Here is a 24328-nt window from a genome sequence, read left to right as displayed (position 1 = left end):
AATAACCATGACTGCCACTGCCCACACCTCCTCTTATTATGCCGATTCGGCCAATGACACTCGTGAACGCAACAGCTTAAGCGAGGTGCTGGAAACCGATGTCTGTGTGATAGGGGCCGGTTATACCGGACTCAGCTCGGCGCTGCACCTGTTGGAGGCCGGTTTCAAGGTGGTGGTATTGGAAGCGGCCAGAGTGGGCTGGGGCGCCTCTGGCCGCAACGGTGGCCAGATAGTCAACAGCTACAGCCGCGATCTCGACGTGATAGAAAGCACTGTCGGTAAGGCGCAGGCCAAGCTCTTTGGCGAAATGGCCTTCGAGGGCGGCCGCATCATCCGCGAACGCATCGAAAAATACCAGATAGATTGTGACCTCAAAAACGGCGGGGTATTTGCCGCCATCAATAGCAAACAGATGGGGCATCTGCAGCAGCAAAAAGCCCTCTGGGAGCGATATGGTCACACAGACCAGCTACAGTTGTTGGATGATGCCGGCATTCGCCAGGTGGTCAATACAGACCGTTATATCGGCGGCTTGCTGGACAAGAGTGGCGGCCATATCCATCCGCTGAACCTGGCGCTGGGTGAGGCGAGGGCGGTGGAATCTCTCGGTGGAAAAATTTTTGAGGACTCGGCCGTAGTACGTATCGACGAAGGGGAGTACCCTATAGTACATACCGCCAATGGCCAGGTTAAGGCCAGGTTTGTGGTGGTGGCTGGAAATGCCTATCTTGGCAAACTGCTGCCCCAACTTGCTGCCAAATCCATGCCTTGCGGTACCCAGGTAATCACGACAGAACCCTTGGGTGATGAGTTGGCCCACAGTCTGTTGCCGCAGGACTACTGCGTCGAGGACTGTAACTATCTGCTGGATTATTTCCGCCTGTCGGCCGACAAACGCCTGATCTATGGTGGCGGTGTAGTCTACGGCGCCCGAGATCCGGAGAATATCAAAGCGATTATCCTGCCCAAGCTGCTCAAGACCTTCCCCCAATTGAAAGGGGTCCGTATCGACTATACCTGGACAGGCAACTTTCTGCTGACACTCTCCCGTTTGCCTCAGGTCGGCAGGATTGGCAGCAACATCTATTACTCCCAGGGCTGTAGTGGTCATGGGGTGACTTATACCCACCTGGCGGGCAAGTTGATTGCCGAGGTGCTGACCGGACAGGCGGAGCGTTTCGATGCCTTTGCCAGCCTGCCCCATTATCCATTTCCCGGCGGACATGCCCTGCGAGTCCCCTTTTCTGCGCTCGGCGCCTGGTATTACAGCCTGAGGGACAAACTGGGTATTTGATGCCTATCCGTACAAGGGCGCTTGGCGCCCATTTAAAGGAGTCGCAATGAAACTTAACCAGAGTGCGCTGCTGCGTGAACAAGCCTATATTGAAGGCCAGTGGCTGGACGCAGACTCAGGCAAGAAGGTCAATATTTTCAACCCGGCCACCGGCGAGCGTATCGGCAGTGTGCCCGAGATGGGCGCATTTGAAACCCGCAGAGCCATAGATGCCGCCGAGCGGGCTCTACCGGCCTGGCGGGCGTTGACCGCCAAAGAGCGCAGCAGCATTCTCAAACGTTGGTTCGAGCTTATCAATCAACACGCCGATGACTTGGCGCTGCTGATGACCACAGAGCAGGGTAAGCCTCTGGCAGAAGCCCGTGGTGAGGTCGCTTACGCCGCCTCCTTTATCGAGTGGTTTGCCGAAGAGGGCAAGCGGGTTTACGGCGATACGATCCCCGGCCATCAACAGGACAAGCGCCTGTTGGTGATCAAACAGCCCGTGGGCGTGACTGCGGCCATTACGCCCTGGAACTTCCCGGCGGCGATGATCACCCGTAAGGCGGGACCGGCACTGGCGGCCGGTTGCACCATGATAGTCAAACCGGCGCCGCAGACCCCTTTTACCGCTCTGGCGCTGGCCTACCTGGCGATTGAAGCCGGTATTCCTCCCGGTGTCTTCAGCGTGATCACCGGTGATGCCAAGGCGATAGGCAATACCCTTTGCGAAAGTGCCGTGGTGCGTAAGTTATCTTTCACCGGCTCGACCGGCGTGGGCATTCATCTGATGCAGCAATGCGCCGCCACCCTGAAGAAACTGTCTTTGGAACTCGGTGGCAACGCGCCCTTTATCGTGTTTGACGATGCCGATCTGGATGCTGCGGTGGAAGGGGCAATGATCTCCAAGTACCGCAATGCCGGCCAGACCTGCGTCTGCGCCAACCGCATCTATGTGCAGTCGTCCGTTTACGATGCCTTTAGCGAAAAGCTGGCCGCCAAAGTGGCCGAGCTCAAGGTGGGTGTCGGCACAGAGTCCGGCATTACCACAGGGCCGCTTATCGACAAGAATGCGGTGAAAAAGGTGCAGGAGCATCTTGAGGATGCCGTCTCCAAAGGCGCCAGGGTCAAGACAGGCGGCCGGGCGCTGGGCGGTAACTTCTTCGAGCCCACTATTTTGACCGAGGTGAATGGCAGCATGCGGGTCGCCAAAGAGGAAACCTTTGGCCCGCTGGCGCCGCTGTTCCGCTTTGACAGTGTCGATGAAGTGATCGCCATGGCCAACGATACCGAGTTCGGCTTGGCGGCCTATTTCTACGCCAGGGATATCTCCAGAGTCTGGAAAGTTGCCGAGGCGCTGGAATACGGAATGGTGGGGATCAATACCGGGCTTATCTCCAACGAAGTAGCGCCTTTTGGCGGCATCAAGGCTTCGGGGCTGGGACGGGAAGGCTCTAAATATGGCATAGAGGAATATCTGGAGATCAAGTATCTCTGCCTCTCGGTCTGATTAACCCATGTCCCGGCGGTGCCGGGACAACAACAGAGGATAGCAGGATGATAAGCAATGACTCTCTGATGGTGCGGCGCCAGGCCGCAGTGGCACCGGGTGTGGGACAGATACACCCTGTGTTTGTGGAACGGGCGGAAAATGCCCGGGTATGGGACGTCGAGGGCCGCGAATATCTGGACTTTGCCGGTGGCATAGCCGTGCTCAATACCGGGCACCTGCATCCCAGAGTCAAGCAGGCGGTTGCCCGCCAGTTGGAAGACTTCTCCCATACCTGTTTTATGGTGCTGGGCTATGAGAGTTATGTGGCCGTCTGCGAAAAACTCAACGCCCTGGTTCCCGGGGATTTCGCCAAGAAGTCGGCGCTGTTTACCAGTGGCTCGGAGGCGGTGGAAAATGCCCTCAAGGTCGCTAGGGCCTACACCAAACGCAGCGGCGTCATCGCCTTTACCTCAGGCTATCATGGCCGCACCATGGCAACGCTGGCGCTCACCGGCAAAGTGGCGCCCTACAGTAAGGGCATGGGGTTGATGCAGGCCAACGTGTTTCGTGCCCAGTATCCCTGCGCGCTGCATGGGGTGAGTGACGACGATGCGATGAAGTCCATCGAGCAGATTTTCAAGAATGATGCCGAGCCGGCGGATATTGCCGCCATTATTCTTGAGCCGGTGCAGGGCGAGGGCGGCTTCTATGCCGCATCCCCCGAGTTTATGGCGCGGCTGCGCAAGCTGTGTGACAAGGAAGGGATAGTGCTGATTGCCGATGAGGTGCAGACGGGCGCCGGCCGCACCGGCACCTTCTTTGCCATGGAACAGATGGGTGTTGCCGCCGATATCACGACTTTTGCCAAGTCCATTGCCGGTGGTTTCCCGCTCTCCGGCATTACCGGCCGGGCCGAGATGATGGATGCCATAGGCCCCGGCGGTTTGGGAGGCACCTATGGCGGCAATCCGCTTGCCTGCGCTGCCGCCCTGGCGGTGATAGAAACCTTCGAGAAGGAACAGCTGCTGGCGCGGGCCAAGCAGGTGGGTGCTGTCATTAAAGAAGCGCTTGGCAAGCTGCAACAGGAGCACGACTTTATTGCCGATGTTCGCGGCCTCGGCGCCATGGTGGCCATGGAGTTGGTTGAAGACGGTGTGCCCAAGCCCGAGTACTGCGCCCGAGTCCTTACCTTGGCGCGGGAGCGCGGTCTTATCCTGCTTTCCTGTGGCACTTATGGCAATGTGCTGCGTCTCTTGGTGCCTTTGACCGTCAGTGACAGGGATCTGCAGCAGGGGCTGGAGATTATTGCCGAGTGTTTCCGGCAACTGCGTAGTTGAGCCGGTAAGGATGATAGGGAAGCACAGCGCTTCCCTTTTTTATGTCAGTAGTAAAAAAGAGGCTTATTCATTTGAGTTGCTTGAGGCTGGGCCTGTCCAAGCGGCTATTTTGTCGCTGTTAACTTTTTATCTGCACGCGCATTGTGCCTGACGCTGGCGCAGTTGCGACATAGCCGAAACGAACCGTTGGGTAAACTCAAGATCCGACGAAAGCCCCGGCCTTGGCTGGGGGGGCTTTTTAGAGGAGCGGGATGAGCCTTCGAATCAATGTCCCTGATGTTCATCGGACAGGGACGCGACTGTATCAACCACATTACGGGCACCATCGAGAATCGCGCTCATTAGGTCTGCGACATCCTGAAGTTGGATTTTACCTTGGTTGGCCGCTTCGGCCACCGCCGCCATTTCCCGGGTGGCCTTGTCTGTAAGCTGACCATTTTGACTGACAACAGAGCCTATCTCCTTGGTGGACTCACTGGTGCGGGCCGCCAGTTGCCTGACTTCATCGGCGACAACGGCAAAGCCTCGGCCCTGTTCACCGGCGCGGGCAGCTTCAATTGCGGCATTGAGCGCCAACAGATTGGTCTGCTCGGCAATGGCGCTGATGGTCGAGACTATCGCCTGGATATGGCGTGACTGCTCATTGAGCTGAGCTATCGCCTCTGAGGCCTGCTGTACCTGATAGGTTATGTTGTTTGAGGTAGCAGTTACCCTGTCGAGACTGTCTATGGCTTGCTCGACTGTGGCACCTGTATTCAGCGCCGTGCTGTGGGCTATTTCGGTCGCTTCTTTAATCGCCTGGGACTTTTCTATCCTGGCGGTGATATCACTGGCAAACTTAATCACCTTGATTACTTTACCGGCGGCATTGTGTATCGGGTTATAGCTGGCCTCAAGCCAGACGGTTTGCCCCAGTTTATTGAAGCGTTTAAACAGCCCGGACTTGAACTGGCCCTTATTGAGCTCTTCCCAAAAATGGGGGTGTTCCCGGTAGAAGGCCTCGTCACAAAACAGCTTGTGGTGTTGTCCTTTCAGTTCGGCCCTGGTATAGCCCATGACGTCGAGAAAATTGGCATTGGCCTCAATGATATTGCCCTTGGGGTCAAACTCGATAATCGCCTGGGAGTTATCCAGGGCGTTGGCCACTGCTTTTTGAGTGTCGGTTTCCATTTGGCTGTTGGTGACATCGGCGGCAATTTTCATGACGCGGGTGACTTTACCCTGCTCAAACACCGGGAAGTAGGTGGCCTGCAAATAGATGCTGCTGCCATCTGCATGGCGACGTTCAAACACCCCGGCAGCGGCTTTCCCCTGCCTGAGCTGCTCCCAAAACCTGCGGTACTGGGTTGAGGCGGCATAATCGGTTTGACACAAGCTTTTGTGAGGCATGCCTTTGAGCTTTTCCTGTTCCAGGCCAAACAACTCGGCAAACAGGCGATTGGCTTCTATCACAGTGCCTTCGGGTGTGAACACCACACAGGCAAGCGACTGCTCTATGGCTTGTACTGTTGCCAGTTGCCTGGATAGCTGCAATTGACATTGTTCCAGCGCATGTCTGGACGATTTATTGAAGAACATAAAACAGATCCCCACTTGTTAGGTTTAGTCGGCAGCTTGCTGTCGGCTCGTATTCTGAGGCGAGGATCCATTTCGCAGTCGTTATTCCTGATAGGCTGCATATTTTTACTTATTATAGCGTCGCTGAAAGGTAGCATAAGTGTGGCAGAGTGAAAGCGGTAAATGATATTAAGCTTCAACTGTCACACTTTGGAGTCTGTGCTGTGTGGCATGGAAGGTGCCGGCGCACAGACTAGCAAGTTTTTGTTAACTTAAGATTTCGACACCTTTGCCGATCACGGGAATACCCTTAATATTTGGCCTTCAGCTTTTGTCGCAAACTCTCATCTCTGGCGGCTTTGGTGACTTCGAGGGCGATATTGCGCCTGAGGCGAATTAACCAGCTGTCGATTTTGGCCTGGTCCATTTTGCAATCGCAGCGGCTGGAGATCAGGCTAAGCTGCAGTTTCTGTGCCTGTCGTGCGACTTCTACTTCGACCGTGTATCCCTTGTAGTTATTGAGCCGGGCGAGCCAGGTGCCATCAGCGGCAGTTTCCAGTTCCCAGCTATCCCGGGTAACGGCCCGCTGTAACATGGCGGGGATATCCTGTACATAGCCGCCTGTGGGTACTGGGTTTTGCCAGCGTTGCAATTGATATTCAGTCTCGGCGGAAGCCGGGTTCAGCCATACCAGATTCAGCAGCAGTAGTATTCGTTTCATGATTTTTTCAGCTCCTGGGCGATGGAGAGACGCAGATTCTTGATGTAGTTGTAATAGCCGCGGCCATTCTTGTAGCAGATATCATCAATCAGCTTCTTGCAGACAAAATCCCCCAGGGCGGCGTGGTACTTAAGCTGAATATAGCTGGCGTCGTATTCAATGCGCATCACATTAGTGTCGCCGCGATAGTCGAAACGGGCCAGGATATAGCCCTCACCTTCGCCCTCGTATACCCAGGCAAAGCCCTTGGTGCTGAGCATACCTTCGAGAATGGCATAGCGAACCTGGGCCTCACTGGCTCCCGCTACCGGGATCTCTTTATGAACGGCTTCGATATAGCGGTTTGAAGATTTGGGTTTGGCATTTTTGTTGATGACCAGCTCGCCGGGGGCGGCTTGCAACGACAGGGAGAAACCGAGGGCGAATAACGCCCCCAGAAAGGGCCGGACTTGCATATCAGAATCCTTCTGAAAAAGGCTGCGAAAGTCCGAGTCTAGCGAAAAGTCAAGGCACTTGAAAGAGCACTTGAAAGAGTGCTTGAAACAGCTCTTGAAAGAGAAATTAGAGCAAACCTTCCAAACGCAGACGTTGCATCTCTTTGGCAACTTGTTGCATCTGCATTGGTGTGCCCAAGGTCAAGCGATTCCAGCCTTCAAGCCCTGGGAAGGTGCGGCCCACCAGAATGCCGGCCTGCTGCATCCGCTTGCGATAGTCTTCATTATTGCCCTTGATGCGGTGGAAAATAAAACTGGCGTTGAGCGGCAGATAGTCGAGCCCCAATTGTTTGAGCGTGGCAATGATAATGGCACCGGCTTCTAAGTTGTTGCTGCGGGTCTGCGCCAGCCAGGCGCTGTCATCCAACACTGCTGCCGCCCCATAGAGGGCAAACTGGTTGGCGTTGTCAAAACTCGCCTGGGCCTGCATGGCGGCTATCATTTCTGGAGCGGCAATGGCATAACCGGCCCTCAGTCCTGCCATTCCCCATGCTTTGGAGAATGTCTTGGTCAGCACTGTGTGTTTCTGGCCATTTTGGATGAACGGCAGCGCGGATTGGAAATCGCTACCGGCATACTCGCCGTAGGCCTCATCAATAATAAACTGCAGCTCGGGACTGGCCTTGGCCAGCCACTGTGCAACCGGCGCCTTGGGCAGCAAAAGGCCAGTTGGGTTATTGGGGTTACACAGATAGACAATGGAAGGGCCAGAGTGCGCGGCCACGGCGGCTTGCATAGCGGCGATATCGGTTTGCAGCTCGGCGGTCAGCGGCACTTCTGTTACCTTGAGTCCCCGGGCCTTGGCATAGTCGGCCACTATGTCAAAGGTAGGCTTGGGCATCACCAATTGGCAGTGAGCGCTGGCCATGGCATCTATGGCGAACTTGAGTACTTCGGAAGAGCCATTGCCGTAGATGAGCTGCTCTTGGCTGATACCGTGATAGCTTGCCAGGCGCTTGAGCAAGGCCTGACGGGCACTGTCGGGATACAGGTGCGCCTCGCCCATATGCTGCATAATGGCTTCCCGGGCACTGTTTGGCATCCCCAGCGGGTTTTCATTGAAGTTCAGCGCCAGGGGCCCCTTGGAGACAGTAGCTTGGGCCTGCTCTTGGGAAGATAAAGAAAAATTACTGCAGCCACTGAGCCCCAGTGCGGTACCGGCTAAACCGGCCTGAATAAAATGCCTACGACTTAATTGCATGTTTATTATGATGTTCTGGATAAGAGGGCACTCAGTCTACCCAGAGGAGGAGAGAAAATAAATGAATTTTTATTCATTATTTGAAGTTTGTTATTCTTTTGGCTTTTGATTGTCAGAGATCTTTTCTGAGCCGATCGCGAACTTCCATGAGTGCAAACCCTAACAGGTTTAAGCCGTTCCATCTCCTGGGAATTTCAGATTCAGGATGATCTTGAGCGAGCCCTATCCCCCATACTTTATCTACAGGACTAGCCTCGACCAAGATACGGTTTCCAGTATTAAGCAGAAACGATTTTAGTTCAGTATGCTGAGCAAACTTAGCTAAGTTTGCATTAAGCACTATTTCAAAGCGTCTCTCATCCCAGACTTCTTGGTTGAACCCGACAACTTCCCGACCAATAGCTTTGGCTGCGCCAGGGTTGGTGGCAAGGAGGATTCTTTCACATGCAATGTCATCACCAAATAGCTTTGCCTTGTGATACATCATGTAATGCTCCGCAGTAATGAAGACGTTGCCTTCTTCTTCAAACTTTGCGTCATACCATTGACTAAAACAACTCTTGGAAATTTGTTCTCCTTTCTCCTGGTGTCCCCAGAAGAATATGTACTTGACCTTATTCCCTTGGTCTACGAAATCGACCAACTGTTCTCTTGTCCTAATTTTCAAAGTGATTCCTATGCTTGGTTGCTTTTTACCTGCAAAAGACTTTCTTACCCTGGTCAGTTCAGGCCTTGGCACTGAACTCAGAGATTGCTATGAATTCTATAAGTTGTGTATGAGGTCATGCTACACTAGCTTACAATTTAGCGAAATTTCTTGAATGTTCACGGTCGGTGAAGAGTTGGCTTAAAGCCATGATAGCCGCTGTGCCAGCGGCTTAAAGTCGTGGAGCAAGTGCATCCATGCACAACTGCCAGTTCGCCATCCCTGGCTCTCGCTCGTAAGCATGTCGCTATGCGACACTCACCGCCCCACACCCGACCAAGAAGGGATCAACAGCAATCCCCTCTTGGATCTCCCTTGCCGCCCCACACTGTGTCGAAAGCCCCTCGGCCTAATGGCGCAAATAACTACCGCTTCAGACGCTCAGAATCACATCCATGTGACTCTGGCCCGGCTCAACATCCTGTTTCGCGCTCGTGAGCTCGTCGCTAGGCGACACTCGCCCCTGATTCGACTGTCGCTGCTTCGGCATCCAAATCCTTCCATGGATAAAGGCCAGCTCGCCTTCCTTGGCTCGCGCTCATAAGCACACTCGCCACCGGCGAGCATTCGCCCTCAGCCACGTTATTTGCGCCAACGGCTTTCGGCGACACCGAGGGGGAATAGGTGCAATTCTGCAATCATAGCGTTGCTTGAAATTGCTTATATACCTACAGACATACACCCATTTTCCAGGCACAGGTGGAACTGTGACCGTCGAAAACAGGGACGTTTTCGTCGAGGCTACATGGACGTATTCACAGCAACTTCCCTGTTTAACGGCCAGCTCACCATCCCTGGCTCGCGCTCGAAAGCATGTTGCTACGCAACTCTCACCGTGTCACAGGATCGCCTGTGCGAAAAGCGCACCGCAGGTGATGGACTACATCGTGGCCGGAAGCTCGGCCAGTACTAACTTAGGAACTTTTAGCTGGGAGCTATGATAGCCGCTGTGGCAGCGGCCTAAAGTCGTGGAGCTTCGCCCCACACCCGACCAAGAAGGGATCAACAGCAATCCCCTCTTGGATCTCCCTTGCCGCCCCACACGGTGTCGAAAGCCCCTCGGCCTAATGGCGCAAATAACTACCGCTTCAGACGCTCATCCCTGATTCGACTGGCGCTGCTTCGGCATCCATGCCTCAGCCACGTTATTTGCGCCAACGGCTGTCGGCGACACCGAGGGGGAATTGGTGCAATTCTGTGACAATGGAGTAGCTTGAAATATTTGAGAGTTCTGCAGACATACACCTAATTCTAGGCACAGGCGGAACTGTGACCTTCCGAGCCAGGGATGGCGAGGCAGAGCTTACAGGGACGTACTCGCAGCGAGTCACAGGATTGCCTGTGCGAAAAGCGCACCGCAGGTGATGGACTACATCGTGGCCGGAAGCTCGACCTATGTTATTTGGCCATTTTGAGCTTAAAGCAATGATAGCCGCTGTGCCAGCGGCTTAAAGTCGTGGAGCAAGTGCATCCATGCACAACTGCCAGTTCGCCATCTATGGCTCTCGCTCGTAAGCATGTCGCTATGCGACACTCACCGCCCCACACCCGAGGAAAGGGGGCTGTATCGACTCGCCCCCTTCCCAAACCCCCAGCGACCCGCGACGCAGCGGAAAACCCCTTGTGCTTATGATGCCAATTCGCTATCGCGCCAGACGCTCATCCCTGATTCGACTGGCGCTGCTTCGGCATCCATGCCTCGCTACGCGATTGTCATCAACGCCCTGCGGCCGCTTCGAGCGGGAAAAGTGTATACCTTTAGCATTTGAGGTTCCTGATGATTAGGCGAATTTGAAATCGTGCATAAGCCCAAAAACATACACATATTTCCAGGCACTGGTGGGACTGTGACCGTTGAAAGCAGGGAAGAATGCAAACCCCCAGTCAATTCTGCTTCAAAAACAAACCAAATCAGTGTTTTATTGCCTTTGTCAAAACTTGACCTTTGGCTAATTGTTTTCACATTCAATGCTGGGTATTGTATAACCAATTCAACCGCTTAGTTTTAGTACTTCCTTAAGCTTAAGGCGAAAGCTGCAACACTTTTCCGATTTTAGCGGAATGCAGGGACAAACAGAGTTTGGACCCGTGCGGTAGCCATGTCTTTACTCGACGTTTTTTGTAAGGCCATAGGTTGTACAGCTTGAAGCGCTTATGACAAGCACCTCAGAACTGATTTTTATACAGTATTATTGACCTTCTCGACAAAATGCTGGAAATTTGCAGCTAAGTTTGCGCGTTATTTCTGTAACATTTTAGAAAATAACATTAAATTCATAACGTTAAAAAATACAGCTGGTAGATAATAGGTTTGGAAACCGCGCATGCGCGTTTAGCTGTAAGGGATATTAGGACTAAATTGCATTATATCCAGCTAATACAAACAGATAGCGATGCGCGTTGACACTCCTCCGAGGACTAAAACGCGCATGCGCACTATACAGCTGTTAAATTCTTGACGTTAATATTTGACTATGTTTCCTGTGTCATATACTTTTCATCTCGGTGCTGCGGTCTAGTTGGTTTGGACGTCTGCTTATTATCTTTCGGTTTTATCGCAGAAGGTCTTGGGTTCGATTCCCAACGGCACCGCCAATTCTTCGGAGGCTTTCGTGGAAAGCGAAGGACTAAAACAATTCTTAAAGTCCGTCGGTGATTCAGTATTCTTACTCAATACTATTTGTGTTGGGCTAGACGGAGTTGCTGATGGTACTGTCACAAAATCAAATGACCTAACGATAACTTGGGAACCAAGAGATCCCAAAGCGACTGCGCTTCAAGCTAGGGCACATGCTATAAAGTCCGCACTAGTATTCGTGGAAGAGGCATTGCTAGATTACATCAAGTTTATTAGTGAATGCGAAAACCAAGCTCCTGTAGTAAAGAAAATTGGTGGTATTGATGGGGCTGCTGAAAAAGTAGCGCAACTATCTAAATCGAGCGCACTCTCTGGTATGACTGCTTATTGGGAGCCTTTAGTTGTGCTTCTTGTTCGCTGGAGGAATAAGGTTGTTCACGGTAGTACATCGAAGTTCTCGCAGCATTACAGAAATATTCTGATTGAGCACGAGGACAGTATTAAAGCCAATCATGCTGCTATTTCTATTTCTGACACTCTAAAGCACTTTGATGGAGGTTCTATTACTTTAAAGGACTTTTCAACAATGATAGCTGTGACAATTAGGTTTGTACGGTGGGTTGACCAGCATTTGACGCCAACGATTACAGATTTGGAGTCATTTGCAAATTTAATCAAAGATAAGCACTTAGAAGTTGTGTATAAAAATGTAATCGGTGTAAATGGTGAAAAACGCCAAAAGCGTAAGTTTGATTACTTCATTAGCCAGAACTTTAAAAGTATCTCTGAATCTGAAAGAAATGACTTATTTGAAGCGCGGTATCTAGTAAAAGATCGAATTTAACAAAGCATTTAAGAGTGATTCTCAACGCTTGGCAGTTTCGCTTCGCTCAAGTATAGCCAAGCGTCGTTCACACCTTAATGCGGCGTTAACTGTCATATGAGCTTCAGAGAAGAATTGGAAAAAAAGTGGAAGATTACTATCGCTTTGTTGAGTGAGGCTCGTGCAGTTCTTTGTGAATGCCCGGGTGTTGGCAAATATATCGCCGAGTACGATGAATACCTTGATCACAACGAGCTAGAACTAGCACTGGATATGCTAGAAGAAGCAGCACTTGAGGCAACAAGTAAGCCTCCAGAAGAAATTTGGGTAAAGCTCAAAGATGCTGCAAAGTCTATGGGCTTAGAGGAACGCTGTGAATTCTATAATCAGCAAATACAAAACAGTTAACAAAATAAAAAAATAACAAAATCGCCTGTGCGAGATGGCCGCTCTCGAACATCTTGCTCTTCACGGCATTCAGGCTTTCTGCCTATCCGCACCGCAGCTGATGGGCCATATAATGGCAACCCAGATATCAAGCATAAAAAAACGCACCCTAAGGTGCGTTTCTTGTTAACTCTGCATGTCAGCTTAGTGCTGGAACATGGCAGAGATAGATTCTTCGTTGCTGACGCGGCGGATAGCCTCGGCCAGTACCGCTGACATGGTCAGCTGGCTCACTTTGCCTGTCTTGAGCATTTCTGGGCTCAAAGGCACAGTGTCAGTGACTATGACTTCGTCGATCACTGAATTTACTATGTTGCTGGCGGCGTTACCGGAGAATACCGGGTGGGTCGCATAAGCAAAGACGCGGTTGGCGCCGTGTTCTTTCAGGGCTTCAGCAGCCTTACACAGAGTGCCACCTGTGTCGATCATGTCATCAACTATGATGCAGTCACGGCCTTGAACGTCACCTATGATGTGCATTACCTGAGCCACGTTGGCCTGTGGGCGACGCTTGTCGATGATCGCCAGATCTGAGTCGTCGAGCAGTTTGGCTACGGCGCGGGCGCGAACAACACCACCGATATCGGGGGAAACAACTACAGGGTTATCCAGCTTCTTGGCCAGCATATCTTCAAGCAGCACAGGGCTACCGAAGACGTTGTCTACCGGTACATCGAAGAAGCCCTGGATCTGCTCGGCGTGCAGGTCACAGGTCAGTACTCTGTCGACACCCACGCTGGAGAGGAAATCGGCAACCACTTTGGCGGTAATGGGTACACGGGCGCTGCGGACACGGCGGTCCTGACGGGCATAACCAAAGTAAGGGATAACGGCTGTGATACGGCCGGCTGACGCGCGGCGCAGGGCATCAACCATTACGATCAACTCCATCAGGTTGTCGTTGGTTGGTGCGCAGGTGGACTGAATGATAAACACATCAGCACCACGTACATTTTCGTTTATCTGGACACTGATTTCACCATCGCTGAAACGGCCTACCTCTGCGTCTCCGAGTTTACAAAAAAGACGGTCTGCTATCTTTTTGGCGAGACTGGGGGTAGCGTTCCCAGCAAAGAGCTTGATGTCGGGCACTGTAAGAACCTCAGGCGTTTGCTTTATTTTAGTGGCTGGGATAAAACGGTTGCAGCGCTTTATCCCGGAAGAAACTGTTCAGAGGCGAGCCAGTCGACTCTGAAGCGGCGATCTATTTATCCCTTTGGCAACAAAGCCTTTGAATGATGACGGCAGCTTTGCCAGACAATCGAGAGCTTGTTGCTGTTTTTCGAATTCCCCGAACACGCAGGCGCCGGTTCCGGTCATTCTGGACGGCGCATATTCTAGCAGCCAGGCCAAGGCCTTGGCAACTTGAGGGTAATGGCGACACACCAGTTCCTGACAATCGTTTTGCCAGGGGCTGCTCAGTAGTTGCTCCAGAGAGAGCTTGGGAGTATCTCTCGGTAAATCAGGGTCATGGAATACTTTTTCAGTGGAAACATGGGCCTCGGGAACCAATATCAGATACCAAGGTTCGGCCGGTTTCACCGGCTGAAGTTTTTCGCCGACCCCTTCGGCAAAGGCCGCCATGCCCTTAATGAAAACAGGAACATCTGCGCCGAGTTTTAAACCAATTTGTTCAAGTTCCGCTTCGCTCAGGCCGGTTTGCCACAGGGCATTGAGAGCCACCAGAGTCGTGGCTGCATCCGACGACCCGCCTCCCAGACCGCCGCCCATGGGCAGCTTCTTGTCGAGCCAGATCTCGGCCCCCATTTCACAGCCACTGGCTTGCTGCAATGATTTTGCGGCCTTGAGAATTAAGTTATCGCTATCCGGGACAGCGGCGCCCAAATTGGAGTGCAGTTTGAGTTCGCCATTGGTGGTGACTTTAAAGTCCAACAGATCGCCATGGTCGAGAAACTGAAACAGGGTCTGTAGTTCATGGTAGCCGTCTTGGCGGCGGCCATTGATGTGCAAAAACAGGTTCAGCTTGGCCGGGGCCGGCCAGCCAAGCGAAAGACTATTGGGCTGGAGGTTTGGGTGATCGAGGCTCATGGCTGCTGGCTTTCCTTGGTGATGAGTGTGCTCTGGGCTTCGAGCGCCTGCCACTCGGTTAACTGGATCTTGAGTTCGAGTGCGCCGCGATTGAGTTTGAGAAGGCGCGGAATATCGGCACCGCTTTGTTGCTGCCAACTGAGGTACTTCACCTGCCATGGCGGGTTAACGCTGCCATCTTCCAGGCTCTGGGGTTTACCGTCATTGTTTGTGAGCAGGAGTTCAGTGTCGGCGGCGCTGAGGCCAAGCACCCAGCGGGGCAGGGCGTTAAGCGGAATACTCCAGCTGCTGAGGCCATCGAGTAAACGCTGCGGGTCACGGTTGCGGTAGACTTCGCCGTCCAGCTCCAAAAAGGCGCCATCCGGGCCGCTCTTCAGCAGCATCACACTGGTGCCCAACATGGTGGTGAGTCTCAGCTCTTCCGTCGTCGGGGTATGCAGCCAATAGAGATTAGTGCTGAATTTTTCCTCAGGAGTCTTTACCGCCAGCTTGCCTTTCAGCTCCCAGGCCTTGGCTTGGTTGGCGTGCTTGACTTGAGTCGCCTGCCAGCGGGTATCGGGCAAGCTGCTACAACCACCGAGCAACGTAAGGAGCAATAAGGGCAACAACAAGCGCAGTGCCGACAGAGGTGTAAAACAGGTTTTTGTGAAGTACTTCAAAATAATCATCTGTTGTTCACTGTGTAGGCCGCCTATGATACGAGGGCTTTGGCAGAATACCAATAAGCGTCGACCCCAGTGGTGTCGCCCTTGTGGCTTTTGCCAGCACCTGCTTAGCTTAATTGATAAATTGGTTGAGAAGTTAGACCTTTATTCGGTTTTGTTAAGCGTATTCTGTTTTTAAGGTGGCCAATTCAGTAGAATGGCCGCATCCTACAGCGACGCCAAGAGTCCAGAACGAGTTCAGATGAGCCTTGTAGCAATTGGTATAAACCATAAAACCGCCACTGTTGACCTGCGTGAGAAAGTTGCCTTTGCCCCGGATAAGATCCATGACGCCATGCGCAGCCTGGCCAAGGAGACCCAGAGCGGGGAAGCCGTCATCGTTTCCACCTGTAACCGTACCGAGCTTTACTGCAATACAGAAAATGCCGAGCAGGTGGTGCGTTGGTTGGAAGACTATCATGGCCTGAGCCATGAAGAGGTGGCCCCTTGCCTTTACCAACACTGTGGGCAACCCGCGGTGCAACATTTAATGCGGGTCGCATCCGGGCTTGACTCTCTGGTGCTGGGCGAGCCGCAGATCCTCGGTCAGGTCAAACAGGCGTTTGCCAAGGCCAAGGAATCAGGCACAGTGGCACTGACACTGGATCGCCTGTTCCAAAATACTTTTGCCGTGGCCAAGAAGGTGCGCACCGAAACGGAAATCGGTACTGCGGCGGTTTCGGTAGCTTTTGCCGCCGTCAGCATGGCCAAACATATCTTCTCCTCTCTGGCGACTACCAAGGTACTACTCATAGGTGCCGGTGAAACCATAGAACTGGTTGCCCGTCATCTGAAGGAAAACGGTGTGACCAGCATGGTGGTGGCCAACCGCACCATTTCCCGCGCCGAAGCCATGTGCGAAGAGTTTAATGCCCAGGCGATTACCCTGGAACAGATACCAGATTTTCTCCCCAAGGCCGATATCGTGATATCCTCTACCGCCAGTCCGCTGCCTATTCTGGGCAAGGGCATGGTAGAAAAAGCGCTGAAGCAGCGCCGCCATCAACCTATGTTATTGGTTGATATAGCGGTTCCCCGTGATATTGAGGCAGAAGTCGGTGATTTGGACGATGCCTTCCTCTACACGGTCGATGATCTGCAAAGCATAATCGAACAGAATATGGCCTCCCGTAGAGAGGCCGCCGAGCAAGCGGAAGTCATTGCCGAAGAGCATTCACACCAGTTTATGGAGTGGGTTCGTTCACTGGAATCGGTCGACAGCATTCGCGAATATCGTACCCAGAGCATGGCGATTAAAGATGAGCTGGTTGAACGGGCTATGAACAAGTTGGCACAGGGAGCAGACACAGAGCAGGTGCTGCTGGAACTGGCTAACCGCCTGACCAACAGACTGATCCATGCTCCGACCCAGGCCCTGACTGCTGCCAGTCGTCAGGGGGATCTCAATGCTTTGGGTCAATTGAGAACCGCGCTCGGCTTGGATAAACACTAAGGTTAGCGAGCTAAATGAAGGAATCCGTTATCCGCAAGCTGGAAGGCTTGCTTGAGCGTAATGAAGAAGTATTGGCCTTGCTCAGTGATGCAGGTGTCATAGCGGATCAGGACAGGTTCAGAGCCCTGTCACGGGAATATGCTCAGCTTGAAGATGTGGTCAAAGGCTTTAAGGCCTACCAGCAGGCGCAGGCGGATCTGCAAACCGCACAGGAGATGCTGGCCGAGGAAGATCCTGAGCTGAAAGAGATGGCTCAGGAAGAGATCAAGGCGGCCCGCGCTCAGTTGGAGCAGCTGGAAGGCGAGTTGCAAATTCTGCTGTTGCCCAAAGATCCCAATGATGCCAGCAACGCCTTTCTGGAAATCCGTGCCGGTGCAGGCGGTGATGAAGCGGCTATCTTTGCCGGCGATCTATTCCGTATGTACAGTCGTTATGCCGAGAGCCAGCGCTGGCAGGTCGAAGTTATGAGCGCCAGCGAAGGCGAGCATGGCGGTTTCAAAGAGGTGATAGCCAAAGTCAGCGGTGACGGTGTTTACGGCAAACTCAAGTTTGAGTCCGGTGGTCACAGGGTACAAAGGGTGCCGGAAACCGAATCCCAGGGGCGGGTGCATACCTCGGCCTGTACCGTGGCCGTTATGCACGAAGTGCCCGAGGCCCAGGCGGTGGAAATCAACCCGGCCGAGCTGCGTATCGACACCTTCCGCTCTTCCGGTGCCGGTGGTCAGCACGTTAACAAAACCGACTCGGCAATTCGTATTACCCACTTGCCCACAGGTTTGGTGGTGGAATGCCAGGATCAGCGCTCACAGCACAAGAACAAGGCTCAGGCCTTGAGCGTACTGGCGGCCCGTTTGCAGGCGGCTGAAGATGAAAAACGCCGCAGCGCCGAAGAATCTACCCGTCGCTCTCTGGTGGGTAGCGGTGACCGCTCAGAGCGGATCCGTACCTATAATTTCCCTCAGGGAAGGGTGAGCGACCACAGGATCAACCTGACACTGTATCGTCTCAACGAGGTGATGGAAGGAGACCTGGAGCAGCTGCTTGAGCCTTTGATGCAAGAGCATCAGGCTGACATGCTGGCGGCTCTGTCCGACGAATAAAAGGACTGTCTGTGACTAAACTCAATATTGCCGAGGCCCTGCAATGGGCCTCTTCTATGCTGGCCGCATCGTCCGAGTCTGCCCATGCAGATGCCGAAGCCCTGTTGCTGCATTGCTTGGGCAAGAGCCGCAGTTTTCTCTATACCTGGCCCGAAAGAAACTTATCGGCCGAACAACACAAGCAGTTCACCCTGATGGTGCAGCGTCGCAGCCAAGGTGTGCCTGTGGCTCATATTGTCGGTGAGCGCGAGTTCTGGTCACTGCCTTTTATCGTTAATGAATCCACCCTTATCCCGCGCCCGGATACGGAAATCCTGGTGGAAACCGCGCTCAATCTGCCGCTTTCAGATGATATCGCCGTGCTGGATCTCGGCACAGGTACCGGTGCTATCGCGCTGGCGCTGGCCCATGAACGGCAAGGCTGGCGAGTGACTGCTGTCGATAAGGTCGAGGCCGCGGTGGCGCTGGCCTGTGCCAACCGGGATAACCTGAAGTTGCCACAGGTGGAGATCCTTCAGAGCGACTGGTTTTCGGCGGTTCAGGGGCGCAAGTTCCAGCTGATTGTCTCCAACCCTCCCTATATTGAGGAGGATGATGAGCATCTTGAGATGGGCGATGTGCGCTTTGAACCCCGCAGCGCCTTGACCGCCGCCGATCAGGGTTTTGCCGACCTATTCCATATCGCAGCCCATGCCAGGGAGCACTTGCTGCCGGGCGGTTATCTGCTGCTGGAGCATGGTTATGCCCAAGCGGTGAAACTCAGGGAGAAACTTGCCGAGCTCGGTTATCAACAGGTGGCCACAGTGCGTGATTTTGGCTCCAATGAAAGATGTACTCTGGGTTTGTGGCCCGGTTGAGTCTCTGTGCCCGGGAGTCACGCCCGGGCTTGAAAACCGCGAATATCGTCCCCACTTCCTGCCTTAATTCTGCCTTTTCGACAGCGGCTTGGCCTTGGTGCTGAGCACTGCGATAGGGTACACTGTCGCCTTTGTTCACCTACAGATAGCTATCCGATGGAAACTTTTTACAGCCTGTATCCGGCAGTTAAACACCTGCACATGACTCTAATCGCCGTCAGCGTATTGCTGTTCATTGTGCGTTTCGTGCTTAAGCTGCGTCAGTCAGCCATTATGGACAAGAAACTGCTGAAGGTAGGTCCCCATGTGATCGATACTTTCCTGCTGCTGTCCGGATTGATTCTGTGTTTTATGATTAAGCAGTATCCCTTCGTTGATCCTTGGATGACGGAGAAGATAGGCGCAGTGGTCGCTTACATACTGCTGGGCGTGATGGCGCTCAAGTCCAACCGGAATCTGATCTTCCGGATCTTTGCCTTCCTCGGTGCTCTGGGCTGGGTGGTTTATGCGGCAAAACTGGCACACTTCAAACAAGCGGTAATTCTGGGGTAATGCAACAATATTCTCTTAAGCAAGACGAACTCTCTCTGCCCGAGTCGGCATTTGAGCTTTGCCAACATCTGGGCTTTGGCTTGGCCAAACAGGCTAACTGGGCCTGGCTGGAACTGTCCGGCTCAGTGCTCAGCCATTATCTGGTGGATCAGCAGCGGCGCTTCCAGGCGCTGCTGGACTGGTTTTACAAGGACCTGGGGTTTGGCCCCAGGGAAGACTATTTTTCCCGGCAGGCGGCCGATCTGGGCCAGTGTATTCTCAGCCGCCAGGGGAACAGCACCACATTGGCAACTGTGCTTATGTTGCTGGGCAAACAGCTGGACTTGAAATTCGACCCTGTGCTGCTGCCGGGCACCACAGTGCTGGCCTGCCACGTGGCCGGTGAACTCATCTATCTCGACCCGCTTCGGGGGGAGCGCCTCAGCAAAGAGCGCTTGCATGCCCTGGTTCGCGGTGAGCTTGGGAACAGCGCGCCGCTAAAAGCGTCTTACCTCAAGCCGGTTGGCACCCAGAGGCTGATGACCCGCATGCTGCATGAACTCAAGGCGGGCGCCATAGTTGCCCATGAGTTTGAAGTCGCGATGGAGTGCTGTAATTTGCTACTTGAATGGCATGCCGACGATCTCAGCCTGCATCGGGAGCGCGCCTTTATTGCCCAGCAACTGGGGGCGATTCATGTCGCCAGCGCCGATCTGCAGTATTTTGTCGACAACAGCCCACACGACCCCGTGGTGGAGCTGGTGAAGATGCAACTCAGAGAATTGGGAGACGACCCTCAGACCTTTCATTGAACCTGCCCGCGAGGGCAGTGATAAAAATATAAATATTAAAATAAAACAATAAATTGCAATCGCAAGGGAGATAGGACCTATGAGCAGTACCTCACAGGCGGCCACTGAAATGACTGCGTTGGTGACCAATGACGCCACCGCGCTCGGCATTCTGGCCGCCATTCTCGGCTTCGTTTTTTACACCAACAGCAGCAGCCATCCTTTCTGGCAAAAGTTTTACCGTTTCATCCCGGCCTTGTTGCTGTGTTACTTCCTGCCATCCTTGCTCAATACCTTTGGGATTGTCGATGGCAGCAGCTCCAAACTTTACTATGTGGCGTCCCGTTATCTGCTGCCTGCCTGTTTGGTATTGTTGATCCTCAGCGTCGACCTCAAAGCCATTCTGGGGCTGGGTCCCAAGGCGGTAGTGATGTTTTTGACCGGCACCATGGGCATTGTCATAGGTGGCCCGATTGCCCTGCTTATTATGTCGGCAATCGACCCGACATTGACCGCTGGCCACGGCCCGGACGCAGTCTGGCGCGGCATGACGACACTCGCCGGCAGCTGGATTGGCGGTGGTGCCAACCAGGCGGCGATGAAAGAGATTTATGAAGTGGGCGGCAATATCTTCTCCGTGATGGTCACTGTCGATGTGATAGTCGCCAACATCTGGATGGCCGTGCTGCTGTTTATGGCATCCAGGGCCAAGGAGATAGATGCCAAGACAGGTGCAGATACCAGCGCCATTGAAAGCCTCAAGGCCAAGGTGGAGCAATATCATGCCGAAAACGCCCGCATTCCCAGCCTGCGCGACATTATGCTGATAGTGGCTGTGGGCTTTGGTATTACCGGTCTGGCCCATGTTGGCGCCGATCTGCTGGCACCCTGGTTCGCAACCAACTATCCCTGGACCGAGCAATACAGTCTGACCTCCGGATTCTTCTGGCTGGTGGTGATAGTGACCACTATAGGTTTGCTGCTGTCATTCAGTCCGGCCCGTCATTTGGAAGCGGCCGGCGCCTCCAAGATAGCCTCGGCCTACCTCTACATACTGGTGGCTACAATCGGTTTGCATATGGATGTATCCCAAATTCTGGATACGCCGATTTACTTCCTGGTGGGCATTATCTGGATGTTGGTGCATTCGGGATTGATGCTGCTGGTGGCCAAGCTTATCCGTGCGCCGCTGTTTTACATGGCGGTGGGCAGTCAGGCCAACGTTGGCGGCGCGGCGTCTGCGCCCGTAGTGGCAGCGGCCTTCCATCCGGCACTGGCACCCGTAGGTGTACTGCTGGCGGTATTCGGCTATGCTTTAGGCACTTATATGGCCTGGCTCTGTGGCCAGTTGCTGCAGGCCGTGGCCGGCTGATTTAAGTTAACGCCGCATGAGCGGCATTCAAGAGAGAAGTTGCGATGAGTAATAAAACCATACATCTGGGGGCTATCGAGATAGCCAATGACAAGCCCTTTGTGCTGTTCGGTGGCATGAATGTACTCGAGTCGCGGGACTTGGCGATGACCATTGCCGAAACCTACGCGGAAGTCACTCAGAAGCTGGGGATCCCTTATGTGTTTAAGGCCTCCTTCGACAAGGCCAACCGCTCATCCGTCAACTCCTATCGTGGCCCCGGCATGGAAGAAGGTTTGAAAATCTTCCAGGAGATCAAGGATACCTTCAAGCTGCCATTGATTACCGATGTGCATGAGCCTTACCAGTGCGCGCCTGTGGCCGAAGTCGTGGACATCATCCAGTTGCCGGCCTTCCTGGCGCGCCAGACAGATCTGGTGGTGGCCATGGCCAAAACAGGGGCTATCATCAATGTCAAAAAGCCTCAGTTCCTGGCGCCCCATGAGATGCGGCATATCATCAAGAAATTCAACGAAGCGGGTAATGATGAGATCATTCTCTGTGAGCGTGGCAGCTGCTTTGGTTATAACAACCTGGTGGTGGATATGCTGGGCATGGATGAGATGAAGCAATCCGGCTACCCGGTGATCTTCGATGCCACCCATGCGCTGCAGCGTCCTGGCGGCCGTGAAGATTCTGCCGGTGGTCGTCGTGCCCAGGCAACCGAACTGGCCCGCAGCGGTATGGCGCTGGGACTGGCCGGGCTGTTTATTGAAGCGCACCCGGACCCGGATAATGCCAAGTGTGATGGCCCTTGTGCCTTGCCACTGCAGCAACTGGAAGGGTATCTGAGCCAGATGAAGGCCGTTGATGAGCTGGTGAAGTCTTTCCCGGCGCTGGATACCAGTCGCTGAGCCAAGCGCTTGGTTAACCTTACCTAAGCTGCTGAAAGCTGCACCCTTGGTTGAATAGCGAATCACTTAACTAGCATGTTAGCCTTAAACGCCCGCGATTGCGGGCGTTTTTCATTGCAGTCATGGCTTGCTGTTCATCGGCAAGCATTCTCGGGCTCAAAGGCTTGTCCTTCAAGACGCTGCTGCTGGGGTTGGGGTGCGGCAGCGCCTTGGCGCTGACTTCGCTCTGGGTTCGGGAAGCAAGCCTGGTGCTGGGCTTGCCGTTTCCTCACCGTGCCGCCTGGGTACTCTTGTTGGTTATTTTGCTGCAGACCTTGTTGCTGCTCGCCTGGCTTCTTATCAAAGATAAAGAAACCCTTAAAAAACTCTGGCACAGGCCCAGGTTGACCCTGGCCATCAGCATCAGCAGTTGTCTGGGCTCCATAGGTTGGTTCAGCGCCATGTCGCTCACGGCCGTGCCTTATGTGAAAACGCTCGGGCAGGCGGAAGTCTTCTTTATGATGCTGTTCTCCAGCCTTTGGCTCAAGCAGCGGGTCAAGGTCAAGGATATGGGCGGCCTGGTATTGATTGCCCTGGCCGCGGTATTGGTGCTTTGGGGATGATTTAGCCGTGTGGCTCCAATGCCTTTATCTGGGCCAGCAGTTCGCTGTTGATTGGCAGCGAGAGCCCATATTGCTCGGCGCGCTGTTGCAGGTAACCGTTGATATAGTCAATTTCCGTCTTGCGGCCGTGCTTGAGATCCTGATACATGGAGGAGTAGTTGGCGGCGGTTAGCCGTATCACTTCCTTGACTCTGGCGTGCAGCGCATCGAACGTCAGCGCTATGCCTTCCTGCTTGGCTACCTGTAACAGTTCATCGAGAATGGCGCAGATTGTTCCCTCAAACTCGGGGGCGGCCAGGGCACCGTTGTTGACTCTGTGAATGGCGGTCAGCGGATTGATAACGGCATTGACCGCCAGCTTTTGCCACAGGGCTTCGAGAATGGCATTGCTCCACTGACTGCCGGGAATAGCATTGAGCAGAGCGGTTTTCATCACCTCTGGCATGGGGGCGCCGATTAAGTCACCTATCTGGGTCAGGCCACTGCCGGTTTGGCGAATATGATTGCTGCTTAGTCTCAGCGCCGCCTGACTTGTCGTGCCCAGGCTCAGTGGCCGCTCATTCAGCTTGGCGGCCAGACTTTGATGAGGACCAAGTCCATTGTGCAGTAGCAGGATGCGACAATTCGGGTGAAGTCTTGGCAGCACAGGCTCCAGCGCCGCTTCAACCTGATAGGCTTTGACTGTGACCAGCAAGAGATCGAGCTGCTTGAGCTTGCTCGAGTCCTGCGCCAGGCACAGAAACGATGTTTGCAGACTCTGGTCGCCAAGCTCCAGGGTATAGACGTGTTCTTCGCCCTGCTGCGCCAATGGCAGGGTGTTGGCTGTTGGTAACACTCTGGGTAATAACCAAGGTTCAAGACCGGCTGCAGCCAGTTGCTGCGCCAGCAGTTGCCCTATGGCCCCAACGCCGAGGATCCCTATCTGCATCCCGTTACTCCTTCAGCATGGCGGCGCCAAAATACTTGCGATAGCCCCAGAGAGATACGTAGAAGAGTACGACTCCGGTCATATCGGCGACAAAGTCGGCCATATCGGCACTGCGGTAAGGCAGGCGGGATTGCACCATCTCTATCAGAATGCCGTAGCCGGCCAGGGTGGCAAACATTAAGTACCAGCGGGGGCGAAATGCCAGATAGGTCAGCCAGGCGAGGGCAAAGAAACTGCCGATATGGCCCACTTTATCCAGGTTAGGAATGCTCTGAGGGTAGTTAGGCTTGGAAAAAACCAGGTAGCTGATCACCGCCAGGGCAATCAACAAAGCAATTTTAAACAGCAGCTGTCGGTTAATCACAAATCACGCAGGGTTGGAAAGCTTGGCGAACATCATAGTCAAAATAAAGCCTGGC

Annotated in this window: 22 protein-coding genes and 2 pseudogenes; 14 read left to right on the top strand and 10 right to left on the bottom strand. The window is 53.6% G+C overall.

What is annotated here, in order from left to right:
- The first annotated feature begins 7 nt into the window (after nucleotides 1-7).
- Genes RC73_RS08810 through gabT form a run of 3 tightly spaced genes read left to right on the top strand, consistent with a single transcriptional unit; the run spans nucleotide 8 to nucleotide 4102 of the window.
- The gene (locus RC73_RS08810; protein ID WP_039034297.1) at nucleotides 8-1294 is read left to right on the top strand and encodes an NAD(P)/FAD-dependent oxidoreductase; all 1287 of its coding nucleotides are present in this window, start codon (nucleotides 8-10) and stop codon (nucleotides 1292-1294) included.
- A gap of 46 nt (nucleotides 1295-1340) precedes the next feature.
- A complete protein-coding gene (gene gabD, locus RC73_RS08805) occupies nucleotides 1341-2783 on the top strand; it encodes an NADP-dependent succinate-semialdehyde dehydrogenase (protein ID WP_039034296.1) in 1443 nt (480 codons plus the stop codon).
- 47 nt (nucleotides 2784-2830) lie between these two features.
- Nucleotides 2831-4102, top strand: coding sequence for a 4-aminobutyrate--2-oxoglutarate transaminase (gene gabT / locus RC73_RS08800; RefSeq protein ID WP_039034295.1), 1272 nt, complete (start codon nucleotides 2831-2833; stop codon nucleotides 4100-4102).
- A gap of 264 nt (nucleotides 4103-4366) precedes the next feature.
- On the opposite strand, the gene RC73_RS21430 is transcribed toward gabT, so the two are convergent.
- The 5 genes from RC73_RS21430 to RC73_RS08775 all read right to left on the bottom strand — a co-directional run bounded on the left by RC73_RS21430 (nucleotide 4367) and on the right by RC73_RS08775 (nucleotide 8814).
- Nucleotides 4367-5680, bottom strand: coding sequence for a methyl-accepting chemotaxis protein (locus RC73_RS21430; protein ID WP_039034294.1), 1314 nt, complete (start codon nucleotides 5678-5680; stop codon nucleotides 4367-4369).
- A gap of 289 nt (nucleotides 5681-5969) precedes the next feature.
- On the bottom strand, nucleotides 5970-6380 hold the full coding sequence (locus tag RC73_RS08790) for a hypothetical protein (protein ID WP_039034293.1): 411 nt from the start codon (nucleotides 6378-6380) through the stop codon (nucleotides 5970-5972).
- Complete coding sequence (locus RC73_RS08785) at nucleotides 6377-6835, bottom strand: hypothetical protein (protein ID WP_039034292.1); 459 nt, start codon at nucleotides 6833-6835, stop codon at nucleotides 6377-6379. The genes RC73_RS08790 and RC73_RS08785 overlap by 4 nt, the downstream gene beginning before the upstream one ends.
- Nucleotides 6836-6941: 106 nt before the next feature.
- Nucleotides 6942-8075: a pyridoxal phosphate-dependent aminotransferase gene (locus RC73_RS08780; protein WP_039034291.1), complete on the bottom strand. Its 1134-nt coding sequence runs from the start codon at nucleotides 8073-8075 to the stop codon at nucleotides 6942-6944.
- A 112-nt stretch (nucleotides 8076-8187) separates the two neighbouring features.
- On the bottom strand, nucleotides 8188-8814 hold the full coding sequence (locus RC73_RS08775) for an NADAR family protein (RefSeq protein WP_235369980.1): 627 nt from the start codon (nucleotides 8812-8814) through the stop codon (nucleotides 8188-8190).
- 2471 nt (nucleotides 8815-11285) lie between these two features.
- Here RC73_RS08775 and RC73_RS08770 point away from each other — a divergent pair.
- From RC73_RS08770 to RC73_RS08760, 3 genes and pseudogenes are all read left to right on the top strand, one after another.
- Nucleotides 11286-11376, top strand: a pseudogene (locus tag RC73_RS08770).
- Nucleotides 11377-11393: 17 nt separating this feature from the next.
- Nucleotides 11394-12203 (top strand): hypothetical protein, encoded by an 810-nt coding sequence (locus RC73_RS08765; RefSeq protein ID WP_039034290.1) that lies wholly within the window; start codon nucleotides 11394-11396, stop codon nucleotides 12201-12203.
- A gap of 96 nt (nucleotides 12204-12299) precedes the next feature.
- A complete protein-coding gene (locus RC73_RS08760) occupies nucleotides 12300-12590 on the top strand; it encodes a hypothetical protein (RefSeq protein WP_039034289.1) in 291 nt (96 codons plus the stop codon).
- A 183-nt stretch (nucleotides 12591-12773) separates the two neighbouring features.
- Here the strand turns inward: RC73_RS08760 and RC73_RS08755 are convergent, their stop codons facing one another.
- The 3 genes from RC73_RS08755 to lolB all read right to left on the bottom strand — a co-directional run bounded on the left by RC73_RS08755 (nucleotide 12774) and on the right by lolB (nucleotide 15337).
- Nucleotides 12774-13721 (bottom strand): ribose-phosphate pyrophosphokinase, encoded by a 948-nt coding sequence (locus tag RC73_RS08755; protein ID WP_028779717.1) that lies wholly within the window; start codon nucleotides 13719-13721, stop codon nucleotides 12774-12776.
- 78 nt (nucleotides 13722-13799) lie between these two features.
- Nucleotides 13800-14678, bottom strand: a complete 879-nt coding sequence (ispE, locus tag RC73_RS08750) for a 4-(cytidine 5'-diphospho)-2-C-methyl-D-erythritol kinase (protein WP_039034288.1) — start codon at nucleotides 14676-14678, stop codon at nucleotides 13800-13802.
- The gene (gene lolB, locus RC73_RS08745; RefSeq protein WP_411911935.1) at nucleotides 14675-15337 is read right to left on the bottom strand and encodes a lipoprotein insertase outer membrane protein LolB; all 663 of its coding nucleotides are present in this window, start codon (nucleotides 15335-15337) and stop codon (nucleotides 14675-14677) included. The genes ispE and lolB overlap by 4 nt, the downstream gene beginning before the upstream one ends.
- A 247-nt stretch (nucleotides 15338-15584) precedes the next feature.
- On the opposite strand from lolB, the gene hemA reads away from it, so the two are divergent.
- The 8 genes and pseudogenes from hemA to RC73_RS08705 form a co-directional block, all read left to right on the top strand.
- Nucleotides 15585-16835: a glutamyl-tRNA reductase gene (hemA, locus tag RC73_RS08740; protein ID WP_039034337.1), complete on the top strand. Its 1251-nt coding sequence runs from the start codon at nucleotides 15585-15587 to the stop codon at nucleotides 16833-16835.
- Between the two features lie 14 nt (nucleotides 16836-16849).
- On the top strand, nucleotides 16850-17935 hold the full coding sequence (prfA, locus tag RC73_RS08735) for a peptide chain release factor 1 (RefSeq protein ID WP_039034287.1): 1086 nt from the start codon (nucleotides 16850-16852) through the stop codon (nucleotides 17933-17935).
- A gap of 11 nt (nucleotides 17936-17946) precedes the next feature.
- Nucleotides 17947-18792: a peptide chain release factor N(5)-glutamine methyltransferase gene (gene prmC, locus RC73_RS08730; RefSeq protein WP_039034286.1), complete on the top strand. Its 846-nt coding sequence runs from the start codon at nucleotides 17947-17949 to the stop codon at nucleotides 18790-18792.
- Between the two features lie 156 nt (nucleotides 18793-18948).
- On the top strand, nucleotides 18949-19344 hold the full coding sequence (locus RC73_RS08725; RefSeq protein WP_039034285.1) for a SirB2 family protein: 396 nt from the start codon (nucleotides 18949-18951) through the stop codon (nucleotides 19342-19344).
- Nucleotides 19344-20135: a transglutaminase family protein gene (locus RC73_RS08720; protein ID WP_039034284.1), complete on the top strand. Its 792-nt coding sequence runs from the start codon at nucleotides 19344-19346 to the stop codon at nucleotides 20133-20135. Before RC73_RS08725 ends, RC73_RS08720 begins: the two co-directional genes overlap by 1 nt.
- A gap of 79 nt (nucleotides 20136-20214) precedes the next feature.
- On the top strand, nucleotides 20215-21486 hold the full coding sequence (locus RC73_RS08715; protein WP_372239362.1) for a DUF819 family protein: 1272 nt from the start codon (nucleotides 20215-20217) through the stop codon (nucleotides 21484-21486).
- Nucleotides 21487-21530: 44 nt separating this feature from the next.
- Complete coding sequence (gene kdsA, locus RC73_RS08710) at nucleotides 21531-22379, top strand: 3-deoxy-8-phosphooctulonate synthase (RefSeq protein WP_039034283.1); 849 nt, start codon at nucleotides 21531-21533, stop codon at nucleotides 22377-22379.
- A 152-nt stretch (nucleotides 22380-22531) separates the two neighbouring features.
- Nucleotides 22532-22981: pseudogene (locus RC73_RS08705) on the top strand (EamA family transporter); the annotation flags it as partial.
- Nucleotide 22982: 1 nt separating this feature from the next.
- On the opposite strand, the gene RC73_RS08700 reads toward RC73_RS08705, so the two are convergent.
- On the bottom strand, nucleotides 22983-23909 hold the full coding sequence (locus RC73_RS08700; RefSeq protein WP_039034282.1) for a ketopantoate reductase family protein: 927 nt from the start codon (nucleotides 23907-23909) through the stop codon (nucleotides 22983-22985).
- Between the two features lie 4 nt (nucleotides 23910-23913).
- Nucleotides 23914-24273, bottom strand: a complete 360-nt coding sequence (locus tag RC73_RS08695) for a VanZ family protein (protein WP_039034281.1) — start codon at nucleotides 24271-24273, stop codon at nucleotides 23914-23916.
- Between the last annotated feature and the right edge of the window lie 55 nt (nucleotides 24274-24328).

The sequence above is a fragment of the Shewanella sp. ECSMB14102 genome (assembly GCF_000813075.1).
Taxonomy (GTDB): domain Bacteria; phylum Pseudomonadota; class Gammaproteobacteria; order Enterobacterales; family Shewanellaceae; genus Shewanella; species Shewanella indica.
Note: the sequence above shows the minus strand (reverse complement) of the source record. Positions and strands in the feature narration are given on the sequence as shown.

Bases quoted from the DNA above. Each gene is read 5' to 3' on its own strand.
- hemA (WP_039034337.1), top strand. From the start codon at position 15,585: ATGAGCCTTGTAGCAATTGGTATAAACCATAAAACCGCCACTGTTGAC.
- gabT (WP_039034295.1), top strand. From the start codon at position 2,831: ATGATAAGCAATGACTCTCTGATGGTGCGGCGCCAGGCCGCAGTGGCA.
- RC73_RS08780 (WP_039034291.1), bottom strand. From the start codon at position 8,075: ATGCAATTAAGTCGTAGGCATTTTATTCAGGCCGGTTTAGCCGGTACC.
- RC73_RS08700 (WP_039034282.1), bottom strand. From the start codon at position 23,909: ATGCAGATAGGGATCCTCGGCGTTGGGGCCATAGGGCAACTGCTGGCG.
- prfA (WP_039034287.1), top strand. From the start codon at position 16,850: ATGAAGGAATCCGTTATCCGCAAGCTGGAAGGCTTGCTTGAGCGTAAT.
- RC73_RS08760 (WP_039034289.1), top strand. From the start codon at position 12,300: ATGAGCTTCAGAGAAGAATTGGAAAAAAAGTGGAAGATTACTATCGCT.
- kdsA (WP_039034283.1), top strand. From the start codon at position 21,531: ATGAGTAATAAAACCATACATCTGGGGGCTATCGAGATAGCCAATGAC.
- RC73_RS21430 (WP_039034294.1), bottom strand. From the start codon at position 5,680: ATGTTCTTCAATAAATCGTCCAGACATGCGCTGGAACAATGTCAATTG.
- RC73_RS08790 (WP_039034293.1), bottom strand. From the start codon at position 6,380: ATGAAACGAATACTACTGCTGCTGAATCTGGTATGGCTGAACCCGGCT.
- RC73_RS08715 (WP_372239362.1), top strand. From the start codon at position 20,215: ATGAGCAGTACCTCACAGGCGGCCACTGAAATGACTGCGTTGGTGACC.
- RC73_RS08720 (WP_039034284.1), top strand. From the start codon at position 19,344: ATGCAACAATATTCTCTTAAGCAAGACGAACTCTCTCTGCCCGAGTCG.
- ispE (WP_039034288.1), bottom strand. From the start codon at position 14,678: ATGAGCCTCGATCACCCAAACCTCCAGCCCAATAGTCTTTCGCTTGGC.
- gabD (WP_039034296.1), top strand. From the start codon at position 1,341: ATGAAACTTAACCAGAGTGCGCTGCTGCGTGAACAAGCCTATATTGAA.
- RC73_RS08725 (WP_039034285.1), top strand. From the start codon at position 18,949: ATGGAAACTTTTTACAGCCTGTATCCGGCAGTTAAACACCTGCACATG.
- RC73_RS08810 (WP_039034297.1), top strand. From the start codon at position 8: ATGACTGCCACTGCCCACACCTCCTCTTATTATGCCGATTCGGCCAAT.
- RC73_RS08785 (WP_039034292.1), bottom strand. From the start codon at position 6,835: ATGCAAGTCCGGCCCTTTCTGGGGGCGTTATTCGCCCTCGGTTTCTCC.